Below are 10,877 nucleotides of genomic sequence, written 5' to 3' on the forward strand. Positions count from 1 at the left end.
CCGGCACCCTGCCGGAGCCGTTCCCGACCGGCGATCCCGGCCCCGGCGGCAGCACCACCGGCGGCACGGCGGGCGGGGGGGGCATCCGCGCCTCCGAGTGGATCACGGTCGCGGTCGCGCTGCTGCTCGGCCTCGGCGCTGCCGGCGCCTGGTGGTTCTGGCCGCGGCCGGAACGGGTGCCGGAGCCGCCGACGGAGCGCGCCGATCCGCCGCCCCGGCCCGCGCCGGCGGCCGATCCCTGTCTCGAGGTCGACCAGGTGCTGGACGGCGCCTGTCCGCGCGAGCGGCTGCGCGAGCTGACACCCGAGCAGGCCACGCGGCTCGCCCGCGCGCTGATCGAGCGTGGTGGCCGCACCGCGAACGATCTCGCGGTCAGCCTGCTGGTCGGCACGGTGGCGCGCAGCGGCCACGGCGAGGCGGCGCTCGTGCTCGCGAGGCTGTATGATCCCCACGGGTTCCGCCAGGGCGGGCCGCTGAGCGCGCCGAACCGCAGCCGTGCGCTCGATCTCTACCGCCAGGCCGTCGCCGGCGGGGCGGCGGGCGCGCAGGAGGCGCTCGAGGCGTTCCGTACGCGGCTCCGTTCGGAGGCGGCGGGCGGCGGGCCGGCGGCGGCCGATGCGGCGCAGCGTCTCGGCGTGGCCGACCGCGCGAAGGCCCATGGCCGCCAGCGTCTCGACGCCGATCGGATCGATCTCCTCGGTCCAGGGACGGCGGCGCGTGCGGCTGCGGGGGCGCGCCAGCAGACGCAGGGCGGCATCGCCCGGCTCGCCTGGATCAGCCGGCTGGTCCGACCCCCAGAGCCAGGCCTGCGGCAGCAGGCCGCGACAGATCTGCATCGCGAGGCGCCGATGCTCCTCCGCCTCGCGCAGCGCCGCCCCCCCGGCCTGCCCGCCCTCTGCGCGCGCCGCCGCCGCCTCCTGCCAGCGCCGCGCCGCCTGCGCCGCGTGCCAGTCGGCGCGCAGCAGCATCGCCGCGCGCCACTGCGGCGCGCGCACCTCCAGCACGGTCTCCAGCAGGTCGCGCTGGGCATCGCCGGCGAAGCTGCGGAACCCGAGAAAGGCGTAGAGGATGTTGTCGGGGCTGCGCAGCCCCGCTTGCCGCCAGGCCAGCCCCGCGATCAGCCTCGCCTCCGGATCGCCGGTCGCCTCCGCGAGGGCGAGCGCGGCCTCGGCCTCGTCGAGATGCGCCATCGCCAGCACGGCATCCGCGACCGCCGAGGGCGAGCGCGCGGCATGCGCCTCGACGCGCCGGCGCGCGCAGGTGAAGCGGGCGAGCAGCGCCGGTGTCGGGTTCATGAACAGATAGGGGCGAAACCCGAAATCCGAGCGGTTGCGGTCGCCCGAGAGCGCGGCCAGCCCCTCCAGCAGGTGTCCCTGCGCCTCGGCGATCCGCCCGGCCTCGGCGAGCGCGCGGCCGAGCCCGAAATGCATCTCGGCCGCGGCGGAGGCCGGCTCGAGCTCGTGCGCGGCCAGCCCCTCCTCGAACAGCTCGATCGCGCGGTCGAGCAGCGCGAAGTCGCCGCCCGCCATCAGCCAGCAGACATGGCCGGCATTGGCGTGTCCGGCGGTCGCGCCGCCGTTGAGGTCGAGCAGCCGCTCGTACTCGGGCAGCACCAGCCGTTCGGCGGCGTCGCGGTCGAGCGCCGTCTCCTGCCGCCACAGCCGTTCGGTGTCGTAGGCGAGCATCAGCTGCGCCGGCTCGTGGCGCGGATCGAGCTGCAGCGCGCGGCGGAACAGCCGCAGGCGTGCATGCGGGCTCGCCTCCGCGTCGCCGCGTGCGTACTGGCACATCGGATCGGATTCGAACCGGATCGGGTCGGCATCGCGCGCCGCCATCGCGGCGTTGTGGGCCGACACGACAGCGCTCAGGCGGGCACAGGCGAGCGCGAGCGCGGCATGGGCATCCTGCAGCGCCGCCGCGCGCCCCGGCACGCGCGCGGGCAGCGCGGCGAGACGCGCGACCGTCGCCTCCGCCTCGAAGCGCGCGGCGAAGACGGTGGCGCGGCCCTCGCGGCCGGGCGCGCTCACCGAGACCACGACCTGCTGCAGCTCGCGCAGCGCCACGGTGCGCGCGAAGGCGGTCTCGATGCGGCCGATCAGCAGCGCGCGCCGGCCGAGCCCGGGCAGGCAGCGCGCCAGCGCTGGTGTCGCGGCATCGGCGAGTTCGGCGCGCGCGCGGGCGAACAGCGTGGCAAGGCCGGACCAGATGGTCGGCGCCGGCGGACGGCGGCGCGGATCAGCCTCGGCCATGGCCCGGCGCAGGAGCGCGAGCGCATCGTCGTAGCCGTTCAACGTGCTCGAGCGCGCCCAGTCCTCCGCCTCGCGCAGATAGGCGGCGGCCCGATGGCGGCGCACCGGAAGCGCCTCCACCTTGCGCGCGACGTCCTCGCGCAGCCGCGCATAGATCGCGCTGGCGACGCTGAAGGCGATACGCTCGAGGATGCGGCCGTAGTGCTGTTCCGGGCGACCGGCCCGCTGGCCAGCCGACCGCCGCGGGCTGATCCGGTAGCGCACCAGCGGCGCGATGGTCTCGGGCGCACCGGGCCCGCCCAGCCGCACGCGCGGGACGATCTCGACCACCGTGCGCCTGAGCGGCCGGCTCGACGCGATCTCGGCCGCGTCGCGGCGGATCAGCACGCTGCCGGTGATGTGGAAATGCGACGAGGCGAGGGGATCGGCGACCTGCTCCGGCGCCATCGCGGTGAGCCGCGGGATGCGCCGCGCGACCGCCACGGCGAGGTCATGTGGCAGCCACGCCAGGCGTGGATCGCCGCTCTGCCCGTCCACCGGCACGAAGGGGCCGATCGAGAAGGTGTAGCGCAGCGGTGTCGCGGCCTCGACCAGCCAGCCGCGCCAGGCGCGCCACACCACCAGGGCGGCGACCAGGAGCGCGACCAGGAGCGCGATCGCCCAGTCGAGCGGCGGTGCTGCCGCCGAGCCCGAGGCCCAGGCGCGCAGCGCCGCCGCCGCCTCGCGCCATTTCGCGATCAGTCCGGCGCCGTCCAGTGCGGCGAGGACCTGCACCACCGCCGCCGCCACGCCGAGCACGACCGGCACGCGCCCGAGCCGCGCATGGCTGCGCAGCCCCTCGGCCACGCCGCCGAGACGGTCGAGCAGGTCGCGGGGCGGCAGGAGATCGGGCAGCTTCATCGCGGGGCTCGGCCGCGAGGATAGCCGGTCCGATGCTGATGCGAAACAGCCCGGTGGTGCGATGGTCCCGCGCCGGGCGCCGGCGGCCGAGGGCCGGCATGCGGCACAGGCGTCGCGGGCCCCCTCCGCCCTCGCCGCACCGTTGCGTGGGGATCATGTTTCCCCGGCGCGGCGCAGCACCGTCATCGCCGCCCGCCCGACCGCGCGACGATCGACCGGCAGGAAACCCGGGATCTCCGGCATCCGCGCGTCGATCTCGGTCTCGGCGACGATCAGCGCCGCGGGCGCCACCCAGCCCGCGGCGGCAAGGGCGGCAAGGGCACGCGGCACCAGCCCGCTGCCGTAGGGCGGGTCGAGGAAGACGAGACCGCAAGGCGCCGGCGCAGGCGGCGGGGCGGTGGCATCGGCGCGCAGCACGCGGCCGCGCGCCTCGGCGCGGCAGGCGCGCAGGTTGGCGCGGATCGCCGCGAGCGCGGCCGTGTCGGTCTCGAGGAAGATCGCCTCCGCCGCGCCGCGCGACAGCGCCTCGATCCCCATCGCGCCGGAGCCGGCGAAGGCGTCGAGCACGCGGGTGCCCTCGATCGCGCCGCGCCCGGCCCAGCGCGCATGCCACAGCACGTCGAATACCGTCTGGCGCGCCCGGTCGGCGGTGGGACGGGTATTCTCGCCGGCGGGCGCCACCAGCCGCTTGCCGCGCCAGGCGCCGGCGATCACCCTCACGGCGCGCGCACGCGCTTCGGCAAGGCCAGACCGAGCTGCTCGCGCAGCACCTTGGCCGGCACCTCCTCGACCGCGCCGCGCGGCAGGCGGCCGAGCGCGAAGGGGCCGAAGGAGACGCGGATCAGCCGCAGCACCGGCAGGCCGAGATGCTCCATCACGCGGCGGATCTCGCGGTTCTTGCCCTCCCGCAGCGACACCGTCAGCCAGGCATTGTCGCCCTTGATGGCATCGAGGCCGGCCTCGATCGGCCCGTAGCGGACGCCACCGATCGTCGTGCCCCTGGCGAGATCGGCCAACGCCCGCGGATCGGGATGGCCGTGGACGCGCACGCGGTAGCGCCGGAGCCAGCCGTGCTCGGGCAGTTCGAGGTGGCGGGCGAGCGCGCCGTCGGTGGTGAGCAGCAGGAGCCCCTCGCTGTTGAGATCGAGCCGCCCGACCGAGACCACGCGCGGCAGCTCCGGCGGCAGGCGCTCGAACACGGTCGGCCGGCCCTGCGGGTCGCGCGCTGTGACGAGCAGCCCGCGCGGCTTGTGGTAGCGGAACAGCCGCGCCCGCCCGGGCGGCTCGACCGGCACCCTGTCCACCGTCACGGTGTCGCCCGGCTCGACCAGCACCGCCGGGTCGGCGAGGCGGCGGCCGTTCACGGCCACGCGCCCCTCGGCGATCAGGCGTTCGGCATCGCGCCGGCTCGCGACACCCGCGTGCGCGAGCCACTTGGCGATGCGCTCGCCCGCGCCGGTCCCCGCCCGCTTCATCGCTTGTCCATCCGCATCATCGGTGTGATGTAGCGCGGATGGAGCGGCGTTTCTCCCCCATGGCGGCAGCACTCGCCGAGGCGCGGGCCGCGGCTTCGCGCGGCGAGGTGCCGGTGGGCGCGGTGGTGACGGATGGGGCGGGTACGGTGCTGGCGCGCGCGGGCAACCGCGTGGAGGAGCGCGCTGACCCGACCGCGCATGCCGAGCTGCTCGCGCTGCGCGCGGCGGCAGCCGCGCGGGGCGAGCCCCGCCTGCCCGACTGCGATCTCTACGTGACGCTCGAGCCCTGCGCGATGTGCGCCGCCGCGATCGCGCTGTTCCGTGTGCGCCGGCTGGTGTTCGGCGCCTACGATCCGAAGGGCGGCGGGGTGGAGCATGGCGCGCGCATCTTCGACCAGCCGACCACGCATCACCGGCCGGAGGTGGTCGGCGGCGTGGCCGAGCGCGAGGCGGCGGCGCTGCTGCGCGATTTCTTCGCCGCGCGGCGCGAGCACGGATCCCGACCGGGCGGACTCGCCGGATCGGGCGAAGAGGCGCGCCAGGAACCGCCGGAGCCGGCTCCGACCCGCCGGGGCCGCGTCTAGATCCTGAGCCCGAGCCGCTGCACGATCGCCCGCTCGGTCGCGACCATCCTCGTCACCGCCTCGGTATAGGCGGCGTGCCCCATCGGCACCTTCACCATGTCGAACTTCTTCAGCACCTCGAGATGCGCGGGATCGTCGATCGCCTTGAGGAAGGCGGCGTCGAGGATGCCCACCACCTCCGGGTCCATCCCCGCCGGGCCGCCGACGCCGTAGGGCGAGGTCGAGACGATGTCGAAGCCGAGCTCGCGCAGCGTCGGCGCATCGGGGAAGCGCGGCACGCGCTCGGCGGTCCAGACGCAGAGCAGGCGCATCCGGCCGGCCTCCACCATCGGTGCCCAGCCGGAACTGTCGGCCAGCGCCATGGTGTTGCCGCCGAGCAGGCTGGTCGAGTTGTCGGCGAAGCCGCGGAACGGCACGTGCAGGAACTGCACGCCGGCGGCCTCGGCGATCTGCTCCATGGTGATGTGCAGCGTCGTGCCCACGCCGGGCGTGCCGTAGGTGAGCTTGCCGGGATTCGCCTTCGCCCAGGCGATCAGGTCCTGGAAGGTCCTGAACGGGCTGTCGGCACGCACCGTGACGCCGAACAGGTAGCCCGTGAGATGCGTGACATAGGTGAAGTCCTTCAGCGGATCCCAGGCGGGCTGCTCCTGCATGAAGGGCAGGCGGAACACGGTGATCGGGAACTGGGTCAGCGTATAGCCGTCGGGGCGGGACTGCTTCATCGCGATCGCGCCGAGCGTGCCGGAGGCGCCGGGGCGGTTCTCGATCACCACCGGCTGGCCGAGATGCCGCTGGGCGGCATCGGCGAAGGCGCGCATCTGGGTGTCGGTGGAGCCTCCGGCGGGCCAGGGGCAGATCAGCCGGATCGGCCGGTCGGGGAAGCGCGCCTGGCCGATCGCGGGGGCGGCGAGCGTGGCGGCGCCGAGAGCGAGGGCGGCGCGGCGGGTGAAGCGGCTGGACATCGATCGAGATCCTCCCGTGCGGCGCGTCTCGAGCGCGCCTTCAGAAGCCCAGTGTGCCAGCCGCAGTCGCAGCGGGGAAGCCGGTTCGTGGCGCGTGCGGGAGCGCCGGAGGCGATCATCGCGAAAGCGCGCGCCAGCCGATGTCCCGCCGGCAGAACCCCTCCGGCCAGTCGATCGCGTCCACCGCGGCGTAGGCCGCGTCGCGCGCCGCGGCGAGCGTGGCGCCCGTCGCGCCGATCGCGAGCACCCGCCCCCCGGCGGCGAGGATCCGCCCGCCTTCCGCGCGCGTGCCGGCGTGGAACACCTGCACGTTCGGCAGCGCGGCGGCACGCTCGAGCCCGCGGATCTCCGATCCCGTCTCCGGCGTGCCGGGATAGCCGCGCGCGGCCATCACCACCACGATCGCCGGATCGGGCAGGAAGCGGACCGCGAAGCGATCGAGCACGCCGTCGCACGCCGCCTGCATCGCGGGGACGAGATCGCTCATCAGCCTGAGCATCAGCACCTGGCACTCCGGGTCGCCGAAGCGCACGTTGAACTCCAGCACGCGCGGCCCGGCCTCGGTCAGCATCAGCCCGCAGAACAGCACGCCGCGGAACGGCGCGCCGCGCCGCGCCATCTCGGCGAGCGTGGGCCGCACGATCGTCTCCATCACCTGCCGTTCCAGGTCCGGCGTGAAGGCCGGCGGCGGCGCGTAGGCGCCCATGCCGCCGGTGTTCGGCCCCGTGTCGCCCTCGCCCACGCGCTTGTGGTCCTGGGCGGCACCGAAGGGGATGGCGTTGCGGCCGTCGCAGAGCGCGAAGAACGACACCTCCTCGCCGGCAAGACAGGCCTCGATCACCACGGTCGCACCCGCCGCGCCGTGGATGCGGTCGCGCATGAAGGCGTCGATCGCCGCCTCCGCCTCCGCCACGGTCGCGGCGACGACCACCCCCTTGCCGGCGGCGAGCCCGTCGGCCTTCACCACGATCGGTGCGCCGGCTTCGCGCACATGCGCCTTGGCGGCGTCGGGATCCACGAAGGTCGCCGAGGGGGCGGTCGGCACGCCGGCCGCGGCGCAGACCTCCTTCATGAACGCCTTCGAGCCTTCGAGCCGTGCCGCCGCGGCGGAGGGCCCGAAACAGGCGATGCCGACCTCGGCGCAGGCATCGGCCAGCCCCGCGACCAGCGGCGCCTCCGGCCCCGGAACCACGAGATCGACCGCCTGCTCCCTGGCGAAGGCCACGAGTGCCGCGATGTCGGTCGCGCCGATCGGCACGCATTCGCCATGCTGCGCGATGCCCGGATTGCCCGGCGCGCACCAGAGCCGCTCGGTGAGCGGCGAGGCGGCGATCGCCCAGGCAAGCGCGTGCTCTCGTCCCCCCGACCCGACCAGCAGAACCCTCACGGCAGCACCCCTTCCCGCTTCGCCGACGCGGCCCGTCTCGCCTATGGTGCCCCCCGATGCAAGAGACCGCCCCGCCCGGCCACAACCTGCCCGAATTCGCCGTCTCCGAACTCGCGGCCGCGATCCGCCGCACGCTCGAGGGCGAGTTCGGCCGCATCCGCGTGCGCGGTGAGATCACGGAGCTCAAGCGCTACCCTTCCGGCCATGTCTATCTCGCGCTCAAGGACGAGAACGCCAAGCTCGCCGCGGTGATCTGGAAGTCGGCGGTGCCGCGGCTGGGGCTCGCACCCGAGAACGGCGTCGAGGTGATCGCCACCGGCAGGCTCACCACCTATGCCGACCGCTCGACCTACCAGCTGCAGATCGAACGCCTCGAATACGCGGGCGAGGGGGCGCTGCTCGCGCGCATCGAGGCGCTGCGCAAGACGCTCGCCGCCGAGGGGCTGTTCGACTCCGCCCGGAAGCGCCCGCTGCCGCGCATCCCGCGCGTGATCGGCATCGTCACGAGCCCGCGCGGCGCGGTGATCCGCGACATCCTGCACCGCCTCGCCGACCGCTTCCCGCGCGAGGTGCTGGTCTGGCCCGTGGCCGTGCAGGGCCAGGGCGCGGCCGAGCAGATCGCCGCCGCGATCCGGGGCTTCAACGCGCTGCCCGAGGACGGGACGATCCCCCGCCCCGACCTGCTGATCGTGGCGCGCGGCGGCGGCAGCCTCGAGGACCTGATGGCGTTCAACGACGAGGCGGTGGTGCGCGCAGCGGCTTCGAGCGCGATCCCGCTGATCAGCGCGGTCGGCCACGAGACCGACACCACGCTGATCGACTTCGCCGCCGACCTGCGCGCGCCGACGCCGACCGCGGCGGCCGAGCTCGCCGTGCCGGTGCGGGTCGATCTCGTGCGCCATCTCGACCAGCTCCGCGCGCGCGCCTCCTCCGCGATCGCGCGCATCGTCAACGAGCGGCGGCTCAGGCTGGAACGGGCGGCGCGGGCGATCCCCGACCTGCCGACCCTGATCGCCGCCGGACAGCAGCGGCTCGACGACCGCGCCGCACGGCTCGACACCGCGATCGGCACCCTGCTCGCCGCGCGGCGCCATGCGCTCGACCGGATCGCGGCGCGTCTGCCGCACCCGCGCGAGACGATCGCGGCCAGGCGCGCCGCACTCGAGCTCGTCTCGCAGCGCCTGCAGGACCGCATCGGGCGCGTCCTTGCGGCCGCCGAGGCGCGGCTCGGCGCGCTCGCTCCGCGGCTCGATTCCGTGTCGTACCAGTCCGTGCTGGCGCGCGGCTTCGCCCTCGTCACCGACCAGGCCGGCCATGCGGTGACCAGCGCGCGCGCGGTCACGCCCGGCAAGCGGCTCGGCCTGCGCTTCGCCGACGGCGAGGCGCGCGCGATCGGCGAGGGCACGGCGCCACGTCGCGGCGTGCCCAGGCCGGAACCGGAACAGGAGCGCTTCTTGTGATCGCCCGCCGCCTCGTCCTCGCCTGTCCGCTCTGCCTGCTCGCCGCGCCTGCACGCGCGATCACGCTGCACGGACGGATCGAACAGGGCGCGTTCGTCACCGGCACGGCCGCGCCGGGCACCCGGCTCGCGCTCGACGGCAGGCCGGTGCGCGTCGCGGCGGGCGGCGAGTTCGCCTTCGGCTTCGGCCGCGACGCCGCGGACAAGGCCACGCTCGCGATCACCCGGCCGGAGGGGGCGCGCGAGACGCGAAGCCTCGCGGTCGCGCGGCGGCAGTGGATCGAGCAGCACATCACCGGCCTGCCGCCGGCGATGGTCACGCCGCCGCCCGAGACGCTGGAGCGGATCGCGCGCGAACGCGAGATGCTGCGCGAGGCGCGCGGCGGCCACGACACGCCCCAGCCGTTCTTCACCGAGGGCTTCGACTGGCCGGTGACGGGGCGGATCAGCGGCGTGTTCGGCTCACGCCGCATCCTGAACGGCGAGCCGCGCCAGCCGCATTTCGGCGTCGATGTGGCGCGCCCGACCGGCACGCCGGTGGCCGCGGCGTGCTCGGGCATCGTCCGGCTGGCGCAGACCGGGATGTACTTCCCCGGCTCGACCGTCGTGCTCGATCACGGCCACGCGGTGAGCTCGACCTACATGCATCTTTCGCGCATCGACGTGCGCGTCGGCCAGCGGGTGGCGAAGGGCGAGATCATCGGCGCGGTCGGTGCGACGGGACGCGTGACGGGCCCGCACCTGCATTTCGAAATCGCCTGGCGCGGCACGCCGGTCGATCCGCAGACCGCGCTGCCGCCGATGCCAGAGGCGTGAGGACGGCCTGCCGCGCCGAGGCGGCGCCGTTCAGCCTGAGCCGGCTACCTTCGTGCCTGCGCAGGCCCGTCAACAGGCCGTTCATTCCTCGGCGCTACGGTCTCGTGCGATGCCCCACCCGCCGCCCGCTCCACGCGCCGGCCTGCGCGCCCTGCTGCCTGCCGCCCTGCTCGCGCTCGCGAGCCCGGTGCTGATGGCCACGGTCGCGCTGGCACCTCCCGAGCGCGGCATGGTGCTCGCCTGGTTCGGCCCGATCGCCGCCGAACAGGCGGCGCTGCGCGCGATGGCGGCCGACGCCGTGCCGGTCATCAGCCTTGCCGGCGGCGTGGTGGCGACGATCGAGCCGGGCGGCATCGCCCGGCTGCGAGCCGCCGGGGCGATCCTGGTCTTGAATGCCGCAGCGCTGCGCGGCTGTTTCGCAAGGACATCCTGAATGACGCCCTCCGTCGCCACTCCGCGCAGTGCGCTCGAGGCGCTGCGCGCCGCCGCCGCAAGCTTCCTGGTCGGCCTCCTGTGGCTGCACCTGCCCGTCACGGGCCTCGCCGCCTGGGCCTTCGGCGGCGCCCCCTGGCTGGCGATGGCGATCATGGCGCTGTTCGCCGGGGTGACGACGGTGCTCTGGCGGACCGATCCGACCGGGCTCGGCACGCGGCTCGCGATCGCCGTCGGCGTGGTCGGCGCGCCGGCCATGCTGGTCGCGCTGGCCGCCGGACATCCCTGGCAGATCGATCTGCACATGTACTTCTTCGCCGCGCTGGCGATCCTCGCCGCCTTCGCCGACTGGCGCGTGATCCTGGTCGGCGCCGGCGTCACCGCGCTGCATCACCTCTCGCTCAACGTGGTCGCGCCGACGCTGGTGTTCCCCGAGGGCGCCGATCTCGGCCGCGTGGTGCTGCACGCCGTGATCGTCGTCGCGGAGACGATCACGCTGTGCTGGCTCGCGCTGCGCGTCGAGCAGGCGCTGCCCGCGGCCGAGCGCGCCGCCGAGGAGGCGCGCGCGGCCAGTGCCGAGGTGCGCCGCCTCGCCGAGGAGGCCGAGCGGGCC

Annotated in this window: 9 protein-coding genes and 1 pseudogene; 5 read left to right on the plus strand and 5 right to left on the minus strand. The window is 75.2% G+C overall.

Annotation, left to right across the window (positions count from 1 at the left end):
• The 3 genes from FK498_RS13785 to FK498_RS13795 all read right to left on the minus strand — a co-directional run.
• A partial coding sequence (locus FK498_RS13785) for a hypothetical protein (protein WP_202614859.1) occupies nt 1-3,149 on the minus strand: 3,149 nt, incomplete at its 3' end.
• Between the two features lie 153 nt (nt 3,150-3,302).
• Nucleotides 3,303-3,869: a 16S rRNA (guanine(966)-N(2))-methyltransferase RsmD gene (gene rsmD / locus FK498_RS13790; protein ID WP_141855495.1), complete on the minus strand. Its 567-nt coding sequence runs from the start codon at nt 3,867-3,869 to the stop codon at nt 3,303-3,305.
• Nucleotides 3,866-4,624, minus strand: coding sequence for a pseudouridine synthase (locus FK498_RS13795; protein WP_141855497.1), 759 nt, complete (start codon nt 4,622-4,624; stop codon nt 3,866-3,868). The genes rsmD and FK498_RS13795 overlap by 4 nt, the downstream gene beginning before the upstream one ends.
• Before the next feature lie 59 nt (nt 4,625-4,683).
• On the opposite strand from FK498_RS13795, the gene FK498_RS13800 reads away from it, so the two are divergent.
• Nucleotides 4,684-5,208, plus strand: a complete 525-nt coding sequence (locus tag FK498_RS13800; RefSeq protein WP_237560947.1) for a nucleoside deaminase — start codon at nt 4,684-4,686, stop codon at nt 5,206-5,208.
• Here the strand turns inward: FK498_RS13800 and FK498_RS13805 are convergent.
• Nucleotides 5,205-6,170, minus strand: coding sequence for a tripartite tricarboxylate transporter substrate binding protein (locus tag FK498_RS13805; protein ID WP_141855499.1), 966 nt, complete (start codon nt 6,168-6,170; stop codon nt 5,205-5,207). The genes FK498_RS13800 and FK498_RS13805 overlap by 4 nt on opposite strands.
• 115 nt (nt 6,171-6,285) lie before the next feature.
• Nucleotides 6,286-7,557, minus strand: a complete 1,272-nt coding sequence (gene purD / locus FK498_RS13810; RefSeq protein WP_141855501.1) for a phosphoribosylamine--glycine ligase — start codon at nt 7,555-7,557, stop codon at nt 6,286-6,288.
• A gap of 56 nt (nt 7,558-7,613) precedes the next feature.
• Between purD and xseA the strand changes: the two genes are divergently transcribed.
• From xseA to FK498_RS13830, 4 genes and pseudogenes are all read left to right on the plus strand, one after another.
• The gene (gene xseA / locus FK498_RS13815) at nt 7,614-9,017 is read left to right on the plus strand and encodes an exodeoxyribonuclease VII large subunit (protein WP_141855503.1); all 1,404 of its coding nucleotides are present in this window, start codon (nt 7,614-7,616) and stop codon (nt 9,015-9,017) included.
• On the plus strand, nt 9,014-9,832 hold the full coding sequence (locus FK498_RS20145) for a M23 family metallopeptidase (protein WP_141855505.1): 819 nt from the start codon (nt 9,014-9,016) through the stop codon (nt 9,830-9,832). Before xseA ends, FK498_RS20145 begins: the two co-directional genes overlap by 4 nt.
• Nucleotides 9,833-9,941: 109 nt before the next feature.
• Nucleotides 9,942-10,265, plus strand: coding sequence for a hypothetical protein (locus tag FK498_RS13825; protein WP_141855507.1), 324 nt, complete (start codon nt 9,942-9,944; stop codon nt 10,263-10,265).
• A pseudogene (locus FK498_RS13830) lies at nt 10,266-10,877 on the plus strand (chemotaxis protein); the annotation flags it as partial.

This window comes from Elioraea sp. Yellowstone, from assembly GCF_006704265.1.
GTDB lineage: Bacteria > Pseudomonadota > Alphaproteobacteria > Acetobacterales > Acetobacteraceae > Elioraea.

What these genes read in the sequence shown, in the direction of transcription:
- FK498_RS13795 (WP_141855497.1), bottom strand. Translation starts at nt 4,624, where the DNA reads ATGAAGCGGGCGGGGACCGGCGCGGGCGAGCGCATCGCCAAGTGGCTC.
- xseA (WP_141855503.1), top strand. Translation starts at nt 7,614, where the DNA reads ATGCAAGAGACCGCCCCGCCCGGCCACAACCTGCCCGAATTCGCCGTC.
- FK498_RS13825 (WP_141855507.1), top strand. Translation starts at nt 9,942, where the DNA reads ATGCCCCACCCGCCGCCCGCTCCACGCGCCGGCCTGCGCGCCCTGCTG.
- FK498_RS13800 (WP_237560947.1), top strand. Translation starts at nt 4,684, where the DNA reads ATGGCGGCAGCACTCGCCGAGGCGCGGGCCGCGGCTTCGCGCGGCGAG.
- FK498_RS13805 (WP_141855499.1), bottom strand. Translation starts at nt 6,170, where the DNA reads ATGTCCAGCCGCTTCACCCGCCGCGCCGCCCTCGCTCTCGGCGCCGCC.